The sequence below is a fragment of the Nocardia pseudobrasiliensis NBRC 108224 genome (genome assembly GCF_001613105.1).
In the GTDB taxonomy this organism is placed as follows: domain Bacteria; phylum Actinomycetota; class Actinomycetes; order Mycobacteriales; family Mycobacteriaceae; genus Nocardia; species Nocardia pseudobrasiliensis.
The window spans coordinates 38,600-58,910 of record NZ_BDBS01000012.1; the positions used below are offsets into that span (position 1 = coordinate 38,600).

The 20,311-nt window shown below is 67.3% G+C and carries 24 protein-coding genes; 6 read left to right on the plus strand and 18 right to left on the minus strand.

The features are described 5' to 3' along the window. The first annotated feature begins 119 nt into the window (after positions 1 to 119). Positions 120 to 1,571: an MFS transporter gene (locus NP4_RS13030; protein WP_245998233.1), complete on the plus strand. Its 1,452-nt coding sequence runs from the start codon at positions 120 to 122 to the stop codon at positions 1,569 to 1,571. A gap of 84 nt (positions 1,572 to 1,655) precedes the next feature. Here the strand turns inward: NP4_RS13030 and NP4_RS13035 are convergent, their stop codons facing one another. Further along, a complete protein-coding gene (locus tag NP4_RS13035; RefSeq protein WP_062504696.1) occupies positions 1,656 to 1,976 on the minus strand; it encodes a GroES family chaperonin in 321 nt (106 codons plus the stop codon). Between the two features lie 57 nt (positions 1,977 to 2,033). Between NP4_RS13035 and NP4_RS13040 the strand changes: the two genes are divergently transcribed. Both NP4_RS13040 and NP4_RS13045 read left to right on the plus strand, forming a co-directional pair. Beyond that, positions 2,034 to 3,392: an FAD-binding oxidoreductase gene (locus tag NP4_RS13040; RefSeq protein WP_067997109.1), complete on the plus strand. Its 1,359-nt coding sequence runs from the start codon at positions 2,034 to 2,036 to the stop codon at positions 3,390 to 3,392. A 38-nt stretch (positions 3,393 to 3,430) separates the two neighbouring features. Then, positions 3,431 to 3,721, plus strand: a complete 291-nt coding sequence (locus NP4_RS13045; protein ID WP_067997112.1) for a GNAT family N-acetyltransferase — start codon at positions 3,431 to 3,433, stop codon at positions 3,719 to 3,721. On the opposite strand, the gene NP4_RS13050 is transcribed toward NP4_RS13045, so the two are convergent. The 6 genes from NP4_RS13050 to NP4_RS13075 all read right to left on the minus strand — a co-directional run bounded on the left by NP4_RS13050 (position 3,718) and on the right by NP4_RS13075 (position 8,637). Continuing rightward, on the minus strand, positions 3,718 to 4,026 hold the full coding sequence (locus tag NP4_RS13050; protein ID WP_062504703.1) for a hypothetical protein: 309 nt from the start codon (positions 4,024 to 4,026) through the stop codon (positions 3,718 to 3,720). The two genes, NP4_RS13045 and NP4_RS13050, sit on opposite strands and share 4 nt — an antisense overlap. A 154-nt stretch (positions 4,027 to 4,180) precedes the next feature. Then, positions 4,181 to 4,741, minus strand: coding sequence for a superoxide dismutase family protein (locus tag NP4_RS13055; protein WP_067997114.1), 561 nt, complete (start codon positions 4,739 to 4,741; stop codon positions 4,181 to 4,183). Between the two features lie 185 nt (positions 4,742 to 4,926). Beyond that, positions 4,927 to 6,087 (minus strand): acyl-CoA dehydrogenase, encoded by a 1,161-nt coding sequence (locus tag NP4_RS13060; protein WP_067997117.1) that lies wholly within the window; start codon positions 6,085 to 6,087, stop codon positions 4,927 to 4,929. Between the two features lie 156 nt (positions 6,088 to 6,243). After that, the gene (locus NP4_RS13065; RefSeq protein ID WP_067997412.1) at positions 6,244 to 6,891 is read right to left on the minus strand and encodes a TetR family transcriptional regulator; all 648 of its coding nucleotides are present in this window, start codon (positions 6,889 to 6,891) and stop codon (positions 6,244 to 6,246) included. Positions 6,892 to 6,920: 29 nt separating this feature from the next. Continuing rightward, positions 6,921 to 7,424: a 5-(carboxyamino)imidazole ribonucleotide mutase gene (gene purE, locus NP4_RS13070; protein WP_067997119.1), complete on the minus strand. Its 504-nt coding sequence runs from the start codon at positions 7,422 to 7,424 to the stop codon at positions 6,921 to 6,923. Beyond that, on the minus strand, positions 7,417 to 8,637 hold the full coding sequence (locus NP4_RS13075; RefSeq protein WP_067997413.1) for a 5-(carboxyamino)imidazole ribonucleotide synthase: 1,221 nt from the start codon (positions 8,635 to 8,637) through the stop codon (positions 7,417 to 7,419). The genes purE and NP4_RS13075 overlap by 8 nt, the downstream gene beginning before the upstream one ends. Before the next feature lie 136 nt (positions 8,638 to 8,773). Between NP4_RS13075 and NP4_RS13080 the strand changes: the two genes are divergently transcribed. Beyond that, a complete protein-coding gene (locus tag NP4_RS13080) occupies positions 8,774 to 9,319 on the plus strand; it encodes a GtrA family protein (protein ID WP_067997122.1) in 546 nt (181 codons plus the stop codon). Positions 9,320 to 9,362: 43 nt separating this feature from the next. Here NP4_RS13080 and NP4_RS13085 read toward each other — a convergent pair whose 3' ends face one another. The 7 genes from NP4_RS13085 to NP4_RS13110 all read right to left on the minus strand — a co-directional run bounded on the left by NP4_RS13085 (position 9,363) and on the right by NP4_RS13110 (position 14,073). Beyond that, the gene (locus NP4_RS13085; RefSeq protein ID WP_067997124.1) at positions 9,363 to 10,679 is read right to left on the minus strand and encodes a sensor histidine kinase; all 1,317 of its coding nucleotides are present in this window, start codon (positions 10,677 to 10,679) and stop codon (positions 9,363 to 9,365) included. Positions 10,680 to 10,686: 7 nt separating this feature from the next. Continuing rightward, positions 10,687 to 11,364: a response regulator transcription factor gene (locus tag NP4_RS13090; RefSeq protein WP_062504717.1), complete on the minus strand. Its 678-nt coding sequence runs from the start codon at positions 11,362 to 11,364 to the stop codon at positions 10,687 to 10,689. A gap of 68 nt (positions 11,365 to 11,432) precedes the next feature. After that, positions 11,433 to 11,975 (minus strand): PH domain-containing protein, encoded by a 543-nt coding sequence (locus tag NP4_RS13095; protein ID WP_067997125.1) that lies wholly within the window; start codon positions 11,973 to 11,975, stop codon positions 11,433 to 11,435. Positions 11,976 to 12,181: 206 nt separating this feature from the next. Next, positions 12,182 to 13,036 (minus strand): biotin--[acetyl-CoA-carboxylase] ligase, encoded by an 855-nt coding sequence (locus NP4_RS13100; RefSeq protein WP_067997127.1) that lies wholly within the window; start codon positions 13,034 to 13,036, stop codon positions 12,182 to 12,184. Beyond that, positions 13,005 to 13,181 carry a hypothetical protein gene (locus tag NP4_RS40910; RefSeq protein WP_156524912.1) on the minus strand — a complete coding sequence of 59 codons (177 nt, stop codon included), beginning with the start codon at positions 13,179 to 13,181 and terminating at the stop codon, positions 13,005 to 13,007. The genes NP4_RS13100 and NP4_RS40910 overlap by 32 nt, the downstream gene beginning before the upstream one ends. A 136-nt stretch (positions 13,182 to 13,317) precedes the next feature. Then, a complete protein-coding gene (locus NP4_RS13105; protein WP_067997130.1) occupies positions 13,318 to 13,656 on the minus strand; it encodes a hypothetical protein in 339 nt (112 codons plus the stop codon). Beyond that, a complete protein-coding gene (locus NP4_RS13110; protein WP_067997132.1) occupies positions 13,657 to 14,073 on the minus strand; it encodes a DUF1707 SHOCT-like domain-containing protein in 417 nt (138 codons plus the stop codon). It lies immediately after the preceding gene. A gap of 60 nt (positions 14,074 to 14,133) precedes the next feature. Here NP4_RS13110 and NP4_RS13115 point away from each other — a divergent pair, with 60 nt between their 5' ends. Beyond that, a complete protein-coding gene (locus NP4_RS13115; RefSeq protein ID WP_169813728.1) occupies positions 14,134 to 15,546 on the plus strand; it encodes a serine/threonine-protein kinase in 1,413 nt (470 codons plus the stop codon). 51 nt (positions 15,547 to 15,597) lie between these two features. Here the strand turns inward: NP4_RS13115 and NP4_RS13120 are convergent, their stop codons facing one another. Together NP4_RS13120 and NP4_RS13125 are read right to left on the minus strand one after the other, a co-directional pair. After that, positions 15,598 to 17,400: an acetyl-CoA carboxylase biotin carboxylase subunit gene (locus tag NP4_RS13120; protein ID WP_067997135.1), complete on the minus strand. Its 1,803-nt coding sequence runs from the start codon at positions 17,398 to 17,400 to the stop codon at positions 15,598 to 15,600. 140 nt (positions 17,401 to 17,540) lie between these two features. Continuing rightward, positions 17,541 to 18,464, minus strand: a complete 924-nt coding sequence (locus tag NP4_RS13125; RefSeq protein WP_067997416.1) for a sulfurtransferase — start codon at positions 18,462 to 18,464, stop codon at positions 17,541 to 17,543. Between the two features lie 148 nt (positions 18,465 to 18,612). Here NP4_RS13125 and NP4_RS13130 point away from each other — a divergent pair, with 148 nt between their 5' ends. Further along, positions 18,613 to 19,407 (plus strand): helix-turn-helix transcriptional regulator, encoded by a 795-nt coding sequence (locus NP4_RS13130; protein WP_067997137.1) that lies wholly within the window; start codon positions 18,613 to 18,615, stop codon positions 19,405 to 19,407. Here NP4_RS13130 and NP4_RS13135 read toward each other — a convergent pair. Both NP4_RS13135 and NP4_RS42585 read right to left on the minus strand, forming a co-directional pair. Next, positions 19,318 to 19,986: a nucleoside triphosphate pyrophosphatase gene (locus NP4_RS13135; protein WP_067997140.1), complete on the minus strand. Its 669-nt coding sequence runs from the start codon at positions 19,984 to 19,986 to the stop codon at positions 19,318 to 19,320. The genes NP4_RS13130 and NP4_RS13135 overlap by 90 nt on opposite strands. A gap of 1 nt (position 19,987) precedes the next feature. Then, positions 19,988 to 20,305 carry an acyl-CoA carboxylase subunit epsilon gene (locus NP4_RS42585; protein WP_067997143.1) on the minus strand — a complete coding sequence of 106 codons (318 nt, stop codon included), beginning with the start codon at positions 20,303 to 20,305 and terminating at the stop codon, positions 19,988 to 19,990. Positions 20,306 to 20,311 lie beyond the last annotated feature (6 nt).

The following is a 20,311-nucleotide window of genomic DNA, read 5'->3' on the forward strand; positions in this document are numbered from 1 at the left end:
GGATGGCTTGGAATATTCATAACCAACCGGTTAGTTAGAGCTCTTGTGGGGTCCGCCTCACTCCCGTCCGGCGCAGTGCCGCGCCGCTTCCGTCCCTCATGTTCATCGGGAGCACATCCGTGTCCATTATCGAAACTCGTTCCGCTCCAGTCGTTTCCGCGACAGGCGAGGCGTATCCCACGCGCTGGCGGGTGCTGCCGGTCGTCCTGAGCGCCATGTTCATGGCGATGTTCGACTGGTTCGTGGTGAATGTCGCGGCCTCATCGCTGCAGCACGATCTGCACGCCGGGGAGGCGGCGCTGGAACTGATCGTCGGCGGCTACGGCTTCGCCTACGCCTCCGGCCTGATCACCGGCGGCCGGCTCGGTGACCTGTACGGTCACCGCAGGCTGTTCGTGATCGGCATGCTGGCCTTCACCGTCGCCTCGCTGCTGTGCGGGCTGGCGCCCAACGCGTGGCTGCTGGTCGCCTTCCGCGTGCTGCAGGGCGCGACCGCGGCGCTGATGGTGCCGCAGATGCTCGCGATCATCAATACGATGTTCCCGATCCACGAACGGCCAAGGGCCATGGCGGCATTCGGTGCGACCGTCGGCATCGGCGCGGTGTCGGGTCAGGTGCTGGGCGGGGTACTATTGGACGCCGATCTGTTCGGGTGGGGCTGGCGCACCATCTTCTACATCAATGTGCCGATCGGTCTGGCCGCCGCCGCGCTGGCCGCGCGCTGGCTGCCCCGGCACGAGGCGGGTCGTCGGCCGCGGCTGGATCCCGTCGGCGCGCTGGGCGTCGCGGCCGCGCTGGCGCTGCTGCTGGTGCCGATCACGCTGGGCCGCCCCGAGGGCTGGCCGCTGTGGACCTGGCTCAGCATGTTCGCCTCGCTGCCGGTGCTGCTGGCCACCCTGCGCTACGAGAACCGGCTGGCCCGCCGCGGCGGCGAGCCGATCCTCGACACCGAAATGGTCCGCGAGCGCGGCTTCAGCCTCGGCCTGGTCATCGCGGGCGGCTATCTGACCTTCTTCGCGGGTTTCATGCTCTGCCTGACCCTCATGTTGCAGAACGGCCTCGGCATGTCACCGCTGACCGCCGGGCTGGCCTTCGCTCCCCTGGGTATCTGCTTCGCCGCGAGCTCGTTCTTCCTCGCGCCCCGGGTGGCCAACCGCATCGGCAATCGAGTCATGGCCGCGGGCACCGTGACCAGCCTCACCGGCCTGCTCATCACCCTCGCCGTGCTGACCTGGCTCGGTCCCGACGTGACCGCCGCGGCCCTCATCCCCGGCATGATGATCGTCGGAACCGGCAACGGCCTGACCATCCCCTCGGTCATCGGCGCGGTCCTGTCCTCGGGCATTCCCCCGCAGCAGGCCGGAATGGCCGCGGGCGTTCTGACCACCTCCCAGCAATTCGGAAACGCCATCGGCGCAACGGTTCTCGGAGTGATCTTCTTCTCGGCCCTCGGAACCGCCACCGGCGCCGGCAATTACGTGACGGCGATGCAGGCCGCGGCGCTGGCGGGACTGGTCGTACTGGCCGTCGTCCTCGCCGCAGCGCTGGCCCTGCCGCGCAAGGCGCGCTGAGTTCTCCCTGGCCTGTGTCATTCCGGCGAAATGCGTGCCGGAATGACACAGGCCAGGGAAATAGTGGAACAGCACAGGGCGGCCCTATAAATACAGCCCGGTGCCATGCTCGGTTCGCTCGGAGGCGACCGCGTGCAGATCTCGCTCGCGCAGTACCAGATACGCCTGGCCCTGGACCTCGACCTCGAACTGGTCGTCGGCGCTGAACAGCACCCGATCGCCCACGCTCACACTGCGCACATGCGAACCGACCCCGCAGACCTCGCCCCAGGACAGCCGCTTGGCCACCTGGGCCGTGGCCGGGATGAGAATGCCCCCGCTGCTGCGACGTTCACCGGATTCCTGGGACACCCGCACCATGACCCGGTCGTGCAACATCTGGATTTCGAGCTTCGCATCGGACACTCGGGGAGTTTAGCTCCCGCGCTGTGAAGCCGATCCGAGACGACGTAGGTTCGACTCGTGGACGTGAACAGTCTCGCCAGCCTGCTGCCCGACGGGACCCTGGTCACCGATCCGGACATTCTGGCCGGATATCGGCAGGACCGGGCATTGGATCCGGATGCGGGGACGCCGCTGGCGCTGGTGCGGCCGACCGGCACCGAACAGGTCGCCACGGTGTTGAAGTGGGCGCACGGCAATCGCGTTCCGGTGATTCCGCGCGGGGCGGGTACCGGCCTGTCCGGCGGGGCCACCGCGCAGGACGGCGCGCTGTTGCTGAGCACCGAGCGGATGCGCGCGATCACCGTCGATCCGATCACCCGCACGGCCGTCGCCCAGCCGGGGCTGTTGAACGCCGAGGTCAAGCGGGCCGTGGCCGAGCACGGGCTGTGGTACCCGCCGGATCCTTCCTCGTTCGAGATCTGCTCGATCGGCGGGAACGCCGCCACCAACGCGGGCGGACTGTGCTGTGTGAAGTACGGCGTCACAACCGATTACGTCCTCGGCATGGAGGTCGTACTGGCCGACGGGACGGTCGTGCGACTGGGCGGGCCGCGGTTGAAGGATTCGGCGGGGCTGTCGCTGACCAAACTGTTCGTCGGCAGCGAGGGCACCCTCGGCGTCATCACCGAACTCACCCTGCGCCTGCTGCCCGCGCAGCCGCCCCAGAGCACGGTCGTGGCAACGTTTTCCACGCTCACCGCCGCCACCGAGGCCATTCTGGAGATCACCGGCCGACTGCGGCCCTCGATGCTCGAATTCATGGACGCGGTCGCGATCAACGCCGTCGAGGACGAACTGCGCATGGGCCTGGACCGCGACGCCGCCGCCCTGCTCGTCGGCCGCTCCGACGCCCCGGGCGAATATGCCGTCCGCGAGGCCGAGATCATGGTGCACGCCTGTGAGAAGGCCGGGGCCACCGAGGTTTTCAGCACCGAGGATCCCGAGGAGGGCGAGGCCTTCGCCGCCGCCCGCCGATTCGCCATCCCGGCCGTGGAGCGCCGGGGAACGCTGCTGCTCGAGGATGTCGGCGTACCGCTGCCGCGCCTGGGCGAGCTGGTCACCGGCGTCGCCGAGATCGCACGCCGCCGCGAGGTGCTGGTCTCGGTGATCGCGCACGCCGGCGACGGCAACACCCATCCCCTGATCGTGCACGACCCGAACGATCCGGACGAGACCGCGCGCGCCAATCAGGCCTTCGGCGAGATCATGCGGCTGGCGATCACCCTGGGCGGCACGATCACCGGCGAACACGGCGTCGGCCGATTGAAGAAAGCCTGGCTGCCCGATCAGCTCGGCCCGGACGTGATGGCTTTGACACGCCGCATCAAGGACGCACTCGATCCACACGGCATACTCAACCCCGGAGCGGTGTTGTAATTCGTACATCCGACCGACGGGCAGGAGTTCCACCGATCATGACGACCAGGCTCGAGCACAATGCCGAGGCCACCCGGTACGAGATCTACATCGACGACACCCTGGCCGGGTACGCCGACTACAGCGACCGCGCGGTCGGCGACCGAAAGGTCCGCGATTTCCAGCACACCCTGACCTTCCCCGAATTCCGCGGCCGCGGCATCGCCGGGCAGGTGGTCGAATTCGGTCTGCGCGACGCCCGCCAAGCGGGCTTCTCGGTGATACCCACCTGTTGGTACGTCGAGAAGTTCATCGATGAGCACCGCGAATACGCGGAGCTCGTCGCCTAATTGCGTCGCCGCCACACCAGGAACTGTCGATCCTGGACGCTCCCCATCGCCTCGATCACCTTCTCGTTGTCGAAACCGGGAAGTTTCTGTAATCGCGCGAGGAAGCGGGTATCGGCGGCCGAATGCGGAACGACGCAACCGTTTCCCTTCGCACCGATCAAAACGAAGAACACATCGTCGGCGAACGGACCGTCGGCGGTCGTGATGATCCGGACCTCCGAAAGCTCCTGCCACAGCACCTCTTCGATCCGCCCGTTGTCCAACGTGCGCCGGACGAACCTGTCGTTGATCTCGACTCCGGCCATGCCTCAATAGTGCTCCGCTCGAGCCCGCTCGGATAGTCCCGAATTCGCCCGATTGCGACTGAATGTGCAAATGCAAGAACGGGTTACAAAGTCGCACGAAGCCCAGGCATTGATCGCGCCTTTCGATAACGGCAAGACCCCTACCGGAACTCGATCAGCGCTGGATGCTCAGGCAGGCCACGCGCGCGCCGGCCATACCCGCATTGCCGTCGGTGGTGTCGGTCTTCTTCTCGTGCAGAACGATCGCGCCGGGCTGGTTCGGACGGAAGGCCCAGTCGACCGTCACGACCTGCGTGGCGTTGCCGTGGTCGTCGGTGGTGAAGTCCAGCCAGAGCTCGTTGCGCGGATTGGCGTATCGGGCGTCCATGGACATCTTGTCCTTGGCATTCGGATCCTCCACGTTCTGATAGTGGAAGCCGGAGTCGGCCGCCTTGGCGCCGCAGGCGTTGCGATGCGCATGGGTGCCGTAGACACGATTGGGGAGCAGTCCGGTGACATTCAGGATGGCCGTGGTCCGCTGGTCGTCGCCGCCGAGGACGACCCTGGCACGACTACCGGCAGGCGCGAGGGTTTGGTCGTAGGTGACCGCGACCGCGCCCTCCTGCCAGGGCCCGAAGGTCCCTTCGGACACGATGGGATCGCACGCGTTCGCGGGCGTCGCGGGAATCAGCAGGGCGGCGGCGATTACGCCGAACAGAAATGTCTTGTGGCTCATGCGACCAGGCTCGTCCAGGGCGACAAACCGCGTCAATGCGTCCAAACGGAAATTTCTCCACCGTTCATCTGAACGCCCTGCTCGCACGGGTTATTGCGATATGTGTTGCACCAGTAGGGGTTTGGGTGCGATGACGATCTGCGGGCATGCCCGGACCATTACGTCCGAGCATGCCCGCGACCGAATCAGCCCCGCAGCAGCGCGCGGCTCATGACCAGCCGCTGAATCTGGTTGGTGCCCTCGTAGATCTGAGTGATCTTGGCGTCGCGCATCATCCGCTCCACCGGGAAGTCGGTGGTGTACCCCGCGCCGCCGAACAGCTGCACGGCATTGGTGGTGACCTCCATCGCCACGTCCGAGGCGAAGCATTTGGCCGCGGCGGAGATGAAGCCGAGGTTCTTCTCGCCGCGCTCGGCGCGGGCGGCCGAGGTGTAGACCATCAGGCGCGCGGCCTCCACCTTCATCGCCATATCGGCGAGCATGAACTGGGTGTTCTGGAAATCGGCGATGGCCTTGCCGAACTGCTTGCGGTCCTTGGTGTAGGCGATCGCGGCGTCGAGCGCGCCCTGGGCCAGGCCGACGGCCTGCGCGCCGATGGTCGGGCGGGTGTGGTCGAGGGTGGCGAGGGCGGTCTTGAAGCCGGTGCCCTCCGCGCCGATGATGCGGTCGCCCGGGATGCGGCAGTTCTCGAAATACAGCTCCGCGGTCGGCGAACCCTTGATGCCCAACTTGTGCTCGAGCGGGCCGACGACGAAGCCCTCGTCGTCCTTGTGCACCATGAACGCCGAAATGCCGTTGGCGCCCTTGTCCGGATCGGTCACGGCCATCACGGTGTACCAGGTGGATTGGCCGCCGTTGGTGATCCAACACTTGGAGCCGTTGATGACCCAGTCGTCACCGTCGCGGCGGGCGCGGGTGCGCATGCTCGCGGCATCGGAACCGGCCTCGCGCTCGGACAGACAGTAGGAGGCCATCTTGCCGTCGACGATATCCGCCAGGACCTTCTGCTTGAGCTCCTCGGAACCCGCGAGGATCAGACCCATGGTCCCCAGCTTGTTCACCGCCGGGATGAGCGAGGAGGAACCACAGACGCGGGCGACCTCCTCGATCACGATGCAGGTCGCCACCGAGTCAGCGCCCTGGCCGCCATAGGCCTCGGGCACGTGCACGGCGTTGAAGCCCGCGGCGTTGAGCGCGTTCAGCGCCTCCTGCGGGAACCGGGCCTGCCCGTCGACGTCCTTGGCGTGCGGGGCGATCTCCTTCTCGGACAGGCCGCGAATGGCCTCGCGCAGCTCGTGATGAACGTCGTCCAGCTTGAACAGGTCGAAATCGGGGTTGCCCGCCATGGGTTCCACTCCTGGTCGTCGGGTGCCGCGAATCTCCGGCATATCGGCACTCAGTGCCATTCATGGTCGAGTATACGCCGCAGGGTGGCGGCCAAACGCACTCATGTTCGGCATTTCACCTGGCACTGAGTGTCAAATACGGATTTGTGGTGCAGCTCACAGATTACCGAGCCGATGCGCGAGCAGATCAACAATCCGACCGGGCGGCATGTCTCGGGGGAATACGGCCACGACCATCTCGTCGCCGCCCGCGCGACCCGTGCGTGGAATCGCCGCCAGCGCCGCGCGCAGATCGGCGGCGCTCGCGTCCGACTGCCCCCGCACCATCCGCCGCAACAGATAGTTGTGCGTGGCCGTCACCGCCGCGGTGAACTGAATCAACGCCAGATCCGCCGCATCACCCACGCGCGAACGCAGGTAATCGGTGAACAACCTCTCGTACCGGAAAACTGTCACGATCTCCCGATCCCGCAGCGCCGCCACCTGCCGCACCACCCGATACCGCCGCCCCGCCAACTCCCGTGTCTGCGTGAACCGTTCGAACACCGCGACCACGGCCTCACACACCGCGTCCCACGGATCCCCCTGCGCCCGATCCAAATACTCCCGGGCCGCCGCCAGCTGCGCCTCATGATCGGCGAAGACCACATCCTCCTTGGACCGGAACTGCCGAAAGAAGGTCCGCCGCGAGATCCCCGCCGCCTCGGCGATCTCATCGACCGTCGTTGCCTCGTAACCCTTTTCGGCGAACAGGCGCAGGGCATGATCCACCACGGCCAACTTGAACCGGGATGTCTCGTCCATGGCCCCACCGTAATCCGGCACCGGGGAATTCACCCGAGTAGGCGATTGCGCAGCGCGTCGTCCTTTTCCAGGACCAGTTTCTCCAGGTCGGCCTGGAATTGTTCCATGCGTGAACGTAGTTCGGGGTCGGTGGTGGCGAGGATGCGGACGGCGAGCAGGCCCGCGTTGCGGGCGCCGCCGATGGAGACCGTGGCCACCGGGACGCCGGCGGGCATTTGGACGATGGACAGCAGGGAGTCCATGCCGTCGAGGTATTTCAGCGGGACCGGGACGCCGATGACCGGGAGGGGGGTGGCCGAGGCGACCATGCCGGGCAGGTGGGCGGCGCCGCCCGCGCCCGCGATGATCACCCTGATGCCGCGACCCGCGGCCTGCCGGGCGTAGTCGAGCATGCGCTGGGGGGTGCGGTGAGCGGAGACGACGCCGACCTCGAAGCGAATCCCGAACTCCGCCAACGCTTCCGCGGCCGCCTCCATGGTCGGCCAGTCGGAGTCGCTGCCCATGATCAGGCCGACCTGCGCGGTGTCATTCATGCGGATCCCATCCGTCGGTCCAAATCGCGTGCGACATCCAGTGCGCCGCCCGTTCCGCCTGCTCGCGAACCTCGGCCACATCGTCGCCGAGGATATTGATATGCCCGATCTTGCGCTTCGGGCGCTCGCCCTTGCCGTACAGGTGCACCCGCGCGTGCGGCATGCGGGCGAACAGATGATGCAGCCGCTCGTCCATTGTCATCTCCGGGGCGGTCTCGGCGCCGAGGATATTGGCCATCACGGTCACCGGGGCCAGCGGGCTGGTATCGCCGAGCGGATAGTCCAGGACGGCCCGCAGATGCTGTTCGAACTGACCGGTGACCGCGCCGTCCATCCCCCAGTGCCCGGAATTGTGCGGACGCATGGCGAGTTCGTTGACCAGCAGCCGCCCGTCGTGGGTCTCGAACAGCTCCACGGCCATCGCGCCGGTCACGCCGAGTTCCTTGGCCAGGCGCAGCGCGAGTTCGGTCGCCTCGGCGGATCGGGCGTCGGGCAGTTCCGGGGCGGGCGCGATGACGACCGCGCATTGGCCCTCCCGCTGCACGGTCTCCACCACCGGCCAGGCCGCGGCCTGCCCGAACGGCGAGCGCGCCACCATGGCCGACAGCTCTCGCTTCAGATCCACCTTCTGCTCGGCCAGCAGCACCACACCGTGCGCGAGCTGGTCGGCGACGACGGTCTCGGCCTCGGCCCGATCGTCGATCATCCAGACCCCGCGCCCGTCGTAACCCCCGCGCACCGCCTTGAGCACGAACGGCCAGCCGTGCTCGTCACCGAATCCGATGGCATCGGCGGCCGATTCGACCGCGGTGAACGGCGGCACCGGCACGCCGAGTTCGGCGAGTTTGCGGCGCATGGCGAGCTTGTCCTGGGCGTACAGCAGCGCACCCGGCGGCGGCTGCACATTCACGCCCTCGGCCACGAGCGTCTCGAGGTGTTCGGTCGGCACATGCTCGTGATCGAAGGTCAGCGCGTGCGAGCCGACCGCGGCCTTGCGCAGCGCGGCCAGATCGGTATGCGCGCCGAGCACGACCTCGGGGGTCACCTGGGCCGCCGGGTCGTCGGGGCGTTCGGCGAGCACCCGTAACCGCTGGCCCAGTGCGACGGCCGCCTGATGGGTCATTCGAGCCAGCTGCCCGCCACCGATCATGGTGACGGTGGGCATGCCCCCGGCGTTCGCATCAGGCGCGGAGGCGGCGGCCCGCGTAACCACGGAGCGCCCGCGGACGCCGTCGTCGGATGCTGCATCGAAGAAACGGGTGGTCACGGGCCACTATGTTGTCATGCCTTCCACCCGGTCAACGCACGCGGGTTGGTTGCCCGGATAACGAGCGACGTAGACTCGGCCCGTGTCATTTGTCGACGACGTGGTCAACGTCCTGCCCAAAACACTGCGGGACCTCGCATATCGCCACAACGAACTGATCAAGTTCGCGATTGTGGGTGCGACCACGTTCATCATCGACAGCGGCATCTTCTACCTGTTGAAATTGACCGTTCTGTCGCCCAAGCCGATCACCGCCAAGATCATTTCCGGTGTGATCGCGGTAATCGCGTCCTACATCCTCAACCGCGAATGGTCGTTCAAGGGCCGCGGCGGCCGCGAACGCCATCACGAAGCCCTGCTGTTCTTCGTGGTCAGCGGCGTCGGCGTGGTGCTGTCCAATGTTCCGCTGTGGATGTCGCGCTACATGTTCCACCTGCAGGTCCCCGATGTCAGCCTGATGGCCGAGAACATCGCCGACTTCTTCAGCGCCTTCATCATCGGCAACATCCTGCAGATGGTGTTCCGTTTCTGGGCCATGCGCCGCTGGGTCTTCCCGGACGAGATCGATTCGCTCGTCGAGGAATTCGAGGACCTCTACGAAGAAGAGGAACAACTCGGGCACTCGTAATTCTGGCGGCGGCTTCGCCGCCGCGGGTTTCAGGTCGGCAATCTCAGCGAGGTTCATCCGCGATCGTCGTACTCAGGCTCGACCGGTTCGGCGATGGGTTGCCGAGGAACACCGCGAACAGCGCCGGGCGGCGACGCTGCAGTTCCAATCGGCCGCCGTCGGCCTCGATCAGCGCGCGGGCCAGGGCCAGGCCGACACCGGTCGATCCCGCCCCCGAGAAACCGCGGTCGAAGATGTGCGGGGCCAGATCATCGCTGACGCCCTCGCCCTCGTCGGCGATCTCCACCGCCACCAGCGGCTCACGATCCGGGCCACCGTAGACCGTGCGCACCGAGATCGTGCAGTCTCCGCCGCCGTGCATCAGGGCATTGTCGACCAGCACCGCCACGGCCTCGCGCAGCCGTGAGCCGCTCACCGGGGCGCGCAGCATCGGATCACCGGACAGGATCAGGCGGCGACCGGCCTCGGCGAACGGATGCCGCCACTCGGTGACCACTCCGCGCAGCTCGTCGACGACCGGCACCGGATCGCGGTCGGCGGTGTTCTCGTCGCGCGAGGCCCGGACCAATTCATCGATTGCCGCGGTGAGCCGGTCGACCTGTGCCATCGCCTCCTCGGCCTCGTGCACCACATCCGGATCGTCGTGCGCGGACAGCTCGTCCAGGCGCAGCCGCACCGCGGTCAACCGGCTGCGCAGTTGATGGGAGACATCGGCCACCAGGGCATGCTCGCGTTGCAGCCGCCCGGCGATCTCCACCGCGGCCGAATCGAGAACGTCGGAGACGCGGTCGAGTTCGGTGATGCCGTGCCGCGTGGGGTCCAGCCGGAAGTCACCGGTCGCCAACCGGGCCGCGCGGGCGGCGACATCGCGCAGCGGATCGGCCACCCGCCGCGCGGTCACCACGGCCACCGCCGCGCCCGCGGCCAGCGAGGCCAGCGCCACCAGCGCGACCGCCCCGACGGCCTGGCGCTGCATGGAATGCATGGGCCCGGCCGGGACCTCGAGACGCAGCGAACCCGAGGTGCCCATCGCCAGCGATTCGATCACCGGATCGTTCACATGTGAGACACCGGCGTCCACGCGCAACGCGGCATCCTCCGGCGTCGGATAGATGATCGTGAGCCGTCCGCCCGGCGGGATCAGCGGGCGCACCGAGCGCAGATCCAGGGTGCCGTGCACCAGACCGTCCTCGCGTTCCTGCGAGACGATTTCCACCGACATCCGATCCAGCCTGGCGCGCAGATCGTTTCGAGTGATATCGGCCACCCACTGCCAGGCCGTGTAGGCCAGCGGGATGCCGAGCACCACCGTGGTGAAGGTGAGCGCGGCCAGCATCGACAGCAGTATCCGTCGGCGCATACGCCCCTCAGTCGGTGTTGAACCGGAAGCCGACGCCGCGCACGGTGACTATGCGACGCTCGGCCACCGGGCCCTCGTCACCGATCTTCCGCCGCAGCCAGGACATGTGCATATCGAGGGTTTTGGAGCCGCGCAGATCCGCGTCGCCCCACACCTCGCGCAGGATGGTCTCGCGCGGCACCACCTGCCCGGCCCGATCGATCAAGACCTTGAGCAGCTCGTACTCCTTGTTGGCCAGATTCACCTCATGGCCGTTCACCAGCACCCGGCGGGCCTGCGGTTCCAGCCGCACACCGCCGATTTCGACCGCCTCGTCACCGATCCCGCTGCGCCGCAACAGCGCCCGCACCCGGGCGAGCAGTTCGGCGAGGCGAAAGGGTTTGCCCACATAATCATCGGCCCCGGCATCGAGCCCGACCACGAAGTCGACCTCATCGGTCCGGGCGGTCAACATCAACACCGCCAGATCGGCCCCGCGCGCCCGCACCTGCCGGCAGACCTCCAGCCCGTCCATCCCAGGTAGCCCGAGATCGAGGATGAGCAAATCATGCTCACCCTCCAGCGCACGTTGCAGGACCGCGGGGCCGAAGCTCTCCACGGTCACCGAATAACCCTCACGCCCCAGCGCCCGTGACAGCGGGGCGGCGATGGCCTCGTCGTCTTCGGCCAGCAGTACGGCGGTCACGCGTCAAGATTACGCACTTGCGCAGAATGTCTGTGTTGATTGGGCACGCGGCGTTCTGCCGCTCGACCTCAACGACGCTCGGGCTGGTCGTGGCGGCCGTCACGGCGGGGGTCGTAGCGCTCGTTGTCGAAGACCTCGTGGTACAGCATGGCGTGAACTCGCTGCACCTGGGGGATGTCGTCGTACTCGAGGGGGTCGCCGGAGGCCGCGTCGATTATCAGGGTGCCGGTGCCGAGCATGCGGTCGAACAGACCGTGGCGGAACTGCACACTGGAGATGCGGTTCATCGGGATGTCGATGCCGGTGTGGGTGAGCACCCCCTCACGGACCAGTACGCGGCGGTCGGTGATGATGAAATGCGTTGAGTTCCAACGGATCACCGGGACGGCGCAGCGCCACAACACGATCACCAGCCAGACCGCCGCGATGGCGATCAGCACGATGTTGTGCGCGCTGCCCTCGATGTGCCGCCACGACAACCCCCCGGCGAATCCCGCGAGGGCACTCACGACGATGAAGGTGACCGCGGGCCAGAACAGCATTTTCCAGTGCGGATGACGATGCAGCAGCAACTGTTCGTCGGGCGCGAGCAGCTCCTCCGGATAGCCCATGGGGAAAACCCTACCGCCTGTGGATGCGAGAATGGCCGAGCGAACGGCATCACCGCAACACCCAGCGCGACCGAGCGTTTCCGCATTGATTTGTTTCGAGCGGAGGCGTGCGTGTCCAAGCAACCGAGCAGTGGCATCCCCACGACTACATCCCTGGGACGAGGGTCGCAACTTCGCCGCCATGGGCGGCGCCTGGGGCGCCCTGACTAATATCCGGCGCGCAGGTGCGTCACATCTCCGGCCGATACCGCCCGATTCCCAATCAACAGCCGGCCGTTCTCATCCACATCGGTCGCGATACCCGTGAGCACCTCACCGCCCGGAAGTTCCGCGCGAACCTCGGTTCCCAGTGTGGCGCAACGCTTCCGGTACTCCTCGGCGATGCCGGTGACATTCCAGTTCGCCGTACGCCATTCGGTGAAATGCCGCGCGAACGCGCGCAGCAGCGACAGCGCCAATTCGGTCCGATCGACCTCGGGCGCCCCGGCCAGTGCCAGCGATGTGGCATGGGGCACCGGCAATTCGTCCTCGGTCAGGCTCACATTGAGCCCGACGCCGATCACCACCGTGGGGTCTACCGCACCGGCGGCCACCTCGGCGAGGATGCCCGCGGTCTTGCGACCATCGATCAGAACATCGTTGGGCCACTTGAGATTCGCCTGTAGTCCGCTGGTCGCGCGCACGCCGTCGACGACGGCCACGCCGGTCAGCAGCGGCAGCCAGCCCACCACCGCGGGGTCGATACCGCGCAGCCGCACCAGCATCGACATCGACAGCTGCGCCCGCGGCGGGCTCACCCACGCGCGTTCGTGCCGACCCCGGCCCTGCACCTGTTCCTCGGCGATCAGCACCCGGCGATCCGAATCCGGATCGCCGGCGTGCCCGATCAGATCGGCATTGGTGGATCCGGTCGACTCCACCACGTCCAGACGGGTGAAGAACGACAGATCCGGCGAGTCGGCGACGCTGCGCCGCAACCGTTCGACGTCCAAGGGGGGCCTGTGCACAACCGGCAGGCTACTCCTCGGCTCAGCGGACCAGTGACAGCGTCCGCACCACATACAGGGCATCGTCGCGGGGATCACCCTTGGCGATCTGCCGCCACGACTCCGGGTCGACCACGGTCGGCTCGGCGTGCCCGGTGTGCCGACTACTCCATACCGCCGCCGCGGCTCTTTCCGCGACGGTCCTACTCCATTCCCACATTTTGCGCCTCCCCGCGCTCGGAAGATCTCCAAGGTAACGCGGGGGCGGGGCTCGGCGACACTGATTTTTCTTCCGGCCGGAATGAAAATCATTTGACGCGGGGGATGAAAGATGTTAATTCACAGCCGAATACGAATCAGACCGGCTGCAGGCCGAGGGCGCCGGCGACGAAGCGACGCACGGCGGTCCGCCCGGTCTCGAGCGCCTCGTCGAAACCCGTTCGTGCCCAGCCCGAAATATCGGCCGTGCCATCAGGATTCGGCGTCACCACGATTTCGGCGACCAGTTCCGCGGTAGTGGGTTCGCATACCGCCCACGAATAGCGCGTGGATTCGGCCCATTCCCGGGTGCGGCGCGCGACGTAATCGGGGTCGTCGATACCGCCGGTGGCCAGCGCGGGGCGGTCGTCGATGCGCTCATCGGCGCGCAGGGCCCGCAGATACCAGCTGCCCGCGTTGATCTCGATCGGTTCCATCTATCGGTCCCGGCGCCGCTGCCGACGGGCCTGGCGGCGTTGCTCGCGATTCTGCTGCAGGCCGCCGAATATGATGCCCGCCGCCGGAATCATCAGGAACCACAGCCAGGTGTGGGTGGTGAAGAACAGCACCAGCGCCGCGATCACGATCAGGCCCATCACGGGACCGCCGATCTCCGGCCGGTCGCCCTTCGGCTGCGCCGGGGGCTGCGCGGCGGCCGCCGGTTGCGCCACCGGCTCGGGCAGATCGGTGAATACCCGCACCAGATCGCCGCGCGTGACCGCGGCCGCGATCACCGCACTGCGCTCGTCGAATTCCGCGACCGAGAGCCGGCCCGCGGCGAAATGATCCGACAGCCGCTTCATGGCGTCCTCGCGTTCGGAGTTGCCGATGCGGATATCGGGTGAATCAGCCATAAGACGAGCGTAGCGACCGCACACTGGTTCCGCCGCACGTGTCCGGTTTAGGGTCGGGTGGTGGCACGGCGGTTCGGCGGATATCGACTCGACGGACTCATCGGACGCGGTTCGGTGGGCGAGGTGTGGCGTGCGCACGACGACGCCACCGACCGCACACTGGCCCTGAAGATCCTGTCGATCGGCGCGGCCGAGGACCCGGACTACCGGCGGCGATTCGAGCGGGAAGCGCGCGTCGGCGCCGGGCTGGACAACCCACATATCGTGCCGATCCACGACTTCGGCGAACAGGACGGTCGCCTGTTCCTGGCCATGGCCCACATCCCCGGCCTCGACGTCGCAGCACGTCTGCGCGGGGGCCCGATGGGCGTACCCGAGGCGGTCGACCTCATCTCCCAGATCGCCGAGGCCCTCGACGCCGCGCACGCCGCGGGCCTGGTCCATCGAGATGTGAAGCCCGCCAACATCATCGTGCACCCCTCCGGCTTCGCCTACCTCATCGATTTCGGCATCGCCCGCGCCTCGAACCAAACCACCATCACCGCAACGGGTTTCACCGTCGGCACACTGGCCTATATGGCCCCCGAACGATTCGCGGGCCATGGCGACGCCCGCTCCGACATCTACTCCCTGGCCTGCGTACTGTACGAATGCCTCACCACCCGAAGGCCATTCGGCGATACCGACCCGGTGCGGCAACTGCATGCCCACCTTCGCGAGGACCCACCACGCGCCTCGGCCACCAATTCCGCCGTACCGAAGGCCCTGGACCAGATCATCGCGCGTGGCATGGCCAAGGAACCCGACAGCCGCTATCGAAGCGCCGGAGAACTGGCCGCTGCCGCGCTCTCGGCAATCGGTATGCCGCAACCACTTTCACATACACCACCGGTCCTTGCGCCCGCTTCGACCGCGCCGACCGTTCCAGCTCGGGTAATGGTGCGGCGGCCGCGCTCGGAACCGTATGCCGCCGCGGCATCTCCGACGCGACACCCTCACCACGCGCTGTCCGACACCCCGCTCGGCACGCCTCCGACGCGGCGAATCATATCGCCCGCCGCTCGACAGCCCGCCGCGCGCGTAGCGGGACCGAAAAACGCTGCCGCGCAGCGTATCGGCCCCGGCACGGTCGCCAAGTCCGCAGTACTGGCGGTCGTGGTATTCGGGGCTATTGCCCTCGCCACGGCGCTGCTGACCCATGACAGCGGCAAGTCCGCGCCCGGCGTCTCGTCGCCGTCGATCACCGTCGCCCCTCGGACCACACCCGCTCCCCCGCTGAACGAAAGCCCGACCACGGCCGAACCGCCACATCTGAGCATCCCGGTGCCGCCGGGCTTCGGCACTGCCCCATTCCAGATTCCAGGTATCTCGAACCGGAGTGACGACAGCGGAACCGGCGACTCCGACGGCCGAGACAACGGCGGCCACGGCAATGCCAACGGCCACGGACAGCACGGCAAGAAGGACAAATAGCGAGACCCGCCCACTGACGAGCAGTGGGCGGGCCTCGAAAGCCGTTCGGGTCTACTTGATTTCGGCGAGCACGGTGCCCTGGGTGATGGCCGCACCGGCCTGCACGGACAGCCCGGTGACCACACCGGCCTTGTGCGCGTTGACCGGATTCTCCATCTTCATGGCCTCGAGCACCACGATCAGATCGCCGGCCTCGACCGACTGCCCCTCCTCGACCGCGACCTTGACCACGGTGCCCTGCATCGGCGCGGTCACGGCATCGCCGGAGGCCGCACCGGTCGCGGCGCCGCCGCGCTTGCGGGGCTTGGGCTTCTTGCGGATGACACCGGCGCCGTTACCGGCCGCACCGGCAGCGCCCGCGCCGACGGTGAACTGACTCGGCAGCGATACCTCGAGCCGGCGACCACCGACCTCGACGACGACCTTCTGCCGCGGCGCCTCGTCCTCGTCCTCGATCGGCTGTCCGCCGGTGTAGGGCTCGATCGGGTTGTCCCAGTCGTTCTCGATCCACTTGGTGTAGACGTCGAACTTGGTGCCGTCGCCGATGAACGCCGGGTTGGTCACGATGTGCCGGTGGAAAGGCAGCACCGTCGCCAGGCCCTCGATCTCGTACTCCGCCAGCGCGCGCGAGGCCCGCTCGAGCGCCTGGGTGCGGGTCTCACCGGTGACAATCAGCTTGGCCAGCATCGAGTCGAACTGCCCGCCGATCACACTGCCGGCGACCACACCGGAATCCACGCGCACACCGGGACCGGTCGGCTCCTTGTACACGCTCACCGGACCGGGCGCGGGCAGGAAGCCCCGGCCCGCGTCCTCGCCGTTGATCCGGAACTCGATCGAATGCCCACGCGGCGTGGGGTCTTCGGTGATGGTGAGCTCCTCGCCGTTGGCGATGCGGAACTGCCAGCGCACCAGGTCGATACCCGAGGTCTCCTCGGTCACCGGATGTTCCACCTGCAGACGGGTGTTCACCTCGAGGAACGACACCGTCTCGCCCTGCACCAGATATTCCACGGTGCCCGCGCCGTAGTACCCGGCCTCGCGGCAGATTCGCTTGGCGGATTCGTGGATCTTGGCGCGCACCTCGTCGGACAGGAACGGCGCGGGCGCCTCCTCGACCAACTTCTGGAACCGGCGCTGCAGCGAGCAGTCGCGGGTGCCGGCCACGATCACATTGCCGTGCTGATCCGCGAGCACCTGCGCCTCGACGTGGCGAGCCTTGTCCAGGTACTGCTCCACGAAGCATTCGCCCCGGCCGAACGCCGCGGTCGCCTCACGCGTGGCGGAGTCGAACAGCTCCGGGATCTCCTCGATCGTGTGCGCGACCTTCATGCCGCGGCCACCACCACCGAAGGCGGCCTTGATGGCCACCGGCACACCGTATTTCTTCGCGAAGTCGACGACCTCGCTCGCATCCTTGACCGGATCCTTGGTGCCCGCGGCCATCGGCGCCTGGGCGCGCTCGGCGATATGCCGCGCGGTCACCTTGTCACCCAGATCACGAATCGACTGGGGGCTGGGCCCGATCCAGATCAGACCGGCATCGAGCACGGCCTGCGCGAAATCCGCGTTCTCCGACAGGAACCCATAACCCGGGTGGATCGCGTCCGCGCCCGCCTTGCGGGCGGCGTCCAGAATCTTGTCGAAGACCAGATACGACTCGGCCGAGGTCTGCCCGCCCAGTGCGAACGCCTCGTCGGCGAGCTTCACGAAGGGCGCGTCGGCATCGGGCTCGGCGTACACCGCGACACTGGCGATACCGGCATCCTTGGCGGCCCGGATCACCCGCACCGCGATCTCGCCCCGATTCGCGATCAGGACCTTGGTGATCTGCGCGCTGGCATGGCTGGGCACTGAGCCTCCTGTGCTGTGGACATCTATCTGCAGCGAGTGTAGGCAGTCTGCCAACAGTCGCCGAAGTGGGCTAGGGGCTACTGAACAGTAGTCCCGGCAAGTGATACGGCCAACACTTCCCCCGGGTTCGGGCCTGTACTTTACGCGGTATGGGCGGCCGGGCGCGACAGCTGTGAAACCGCACCGGGTTCAGCGCCCTTGACGATGGGAGTTCGCACCGCATTGGCCCATTCGGTCCACGAACCGTCGTAATTGCGCACATTCCGCAACCCGAGCAATGCGGTCAGCACGAACCAGGTGTGCGCCGACCGCTCGCCGATGCGGCAGTAGACGACCGTTTCCCCGGCCTCGGTGAACCGCTCGTAGATTCGATCCAATTCCGCCCGTGTGCGAAACCGGCCGTCGCCGCCCACCGCGTAGTTCCACGGAATGTTCACCGCTGTCGGAATATGCCCGGCCCGCAATGCCTGCTCCTCGGGACGATCGATAATTCGGTCCAATTCGCCCGAATACTCATCGGCCGCACGCACATCCAGCAGCGCGACACCGGCCGTACCGAGACGCTCGCGCACGTCCTCCAGAAATGCCCGCGCGCCCCGGTCATCGCGCTCCACCACCGGATATTCACCCAGGCCCACATCGGGCACCTCGAAAACGGTGTCGCGCGCCTCGGAGATCCACGCATCGCGTCCGCCGTCGAGCAGTCGCACATCCGGATGGCCGAACAGATCGAATACCCACAGCGCGGCCGCGGCCGTGCCGTTGCCCTTGTCTCCGTAAATCACCACGGTGTCGTCGCGCTCGATACCCTTGGCTCGCATCAATTCGGCGAAACGGGCGCCGTCGACCACATCTCGGGTGCCCGGGTCGGTAAGCTCGGCCCGCCAGTCGATCTTGATGGCCCCTGGGACGTGGCCTATGTCGTAGAGGAGGATGTCCTCATCCGCTTCCACGATCTTGAGTCCCGGCGCGCCGATGTTTGCCGACAGCCACTCTGTGGTTACTAGTCGGTGAGGATATGCGTGGGCGCCGAAGGATTGATGAGGGTCCGGGGCGACTGGCACGATGGTCGGTCCTTCACTGTGAGTCAGCGGTTCCACACCGATCGTAGGTGGGGAACCGCACAGCAACCGCTTTCACATCACGAATCGGGTGAAGCGCGAATAAGTCGCACCCCCATCCGATAAAGTCTCCCGGGAGGAGGGGTGAGCTATGTCTGATTCTTGGCCACGCCGGCGCCTGCTCGCGATCCTACGTGGCGCCAGCGAGCCTCTCGACGCCCAGGAGCTCGCCAGAGTCACCGGGCAGCACGTCACCACCGTGCGGTTCCATCTGGACGTGCTGACGCGGGAATCGCTGGTGCGCCAGTTCCAGCAGCCGCCGCGCGGTCGCGGCCGCCCGCGCATCGGGTACACCGCGGTCCAGCGATCGGTCGGCTATCAGGATCTGGCCCAGGTGCTCGCCGATCAGCTCGGCACCGATCCACGCCGCCGCTCGGATGCCGCTATCGCGGCCGGGCGGGCCTGGGGAGCCAAACTCGAGGCCGTCGACGAGGAGATCACCACGCTCGACGAGGCCAAGGACGTCACCATGACGATGATGTCCGAACTCGGCTTCGCCCCCGAGCGCGACGCGGCCTCCGAATCCGACGAGCAGGTCATGATCCGGATGACCGCCTGCCCGCTGCGCGAATTGGCCCGCACCCACTCCGAGGTCGTCTGCGGCGTCCATCTGGGCCTGATGCGCGAGGTGATCGACCGCAACGGCGGCCGGGACGCGGTGAATGTGCGCCTGCATCCGTTCGTGGAGCCGGAACTGTGCGTGGCGCGGCTCGAGGCCCTGCGCAGTCTGCTGCCCGATCCCACGACCATGCCCGACAACCCACCCGAATCGGGCGAACCGCGGATTCCCACGCCGTCAGGCGGTCGCGTCGCTCCCCAGCTGCGTACCGCCGACCCACAGCTCCGCAATGGAGAGGCCCACGTCGCCAAGCAGTCGACGCAGTAGCGGCAGGCCGATACCGATCACGCTGGACGGATCGCCCTCGATCCCGTCGACGAACCATCCGCCGCGGCCGTCGAGGGTGAATGCGCCCGCCACCTGCAGCGGCTCACCGCTGGCGATATACGCGTCCAATTCCTCCGGCTGCGGCTTGGCGAAGTGCACCCGGGTTCCGCTGCAATCGTGCGCGGCCCGTTCGATCCGCCCACCGCGGACCCGCAGCACACAGTGACCGGTGAGCAGATCGGCACTGCGCCCGGCCATCGCGGCCCAGCGCTCGCGCGCCACCTCGGCGGTCAGCGGTTTTCCCTGTAGCGCGTCGTCGATCAGCAGCATCGAATCGCAGCCGACCACAACGCAATCGGCGGTGATCTCGGCTCGCTCGGCGATCAGGGCCGCGGCCACCGATTCGGCCTTGGCCGTGGCCAGCGCGATCACCACATCCTCGTGCGAGGTACCGGCGGGCAGGGCCGCGGCGACCGCGTCCTCGTCCACCTCGGAAACCCGCACACGCGGATCGAGTCCGGCCGAGCGCAGCACCTGCAGCCGCGCGGGCGAGGCCGAGGCGAGAACGAATCCCGTCACGTCAGTCGCGCAGATGCGACAGATACGGGAAGGAGTACGGCGAGAACGGCGACGTGCCGCGGTGCAGGAAGGTGGGCCGCCCCCACAGATCCGCAGGCCCCCGCGACTCCGACGCCGGCTCGGCGCTCGCGGCGGCGGCCGCCAGCACACACACCAGAGCAGCGATCTCGTCGTCGGTGGGCGCGCCCTTCAGGATCCGGATGACGGGACCCTCGTGCGATTCGGTATCGGCGTCCACCGGGACCACGGCGACGAGATCGTCGACCGACAGATCCAGTTCGGCGGCGCGCAATATTTCTTCGTCAGCCACAGCCGTCACAGCGCC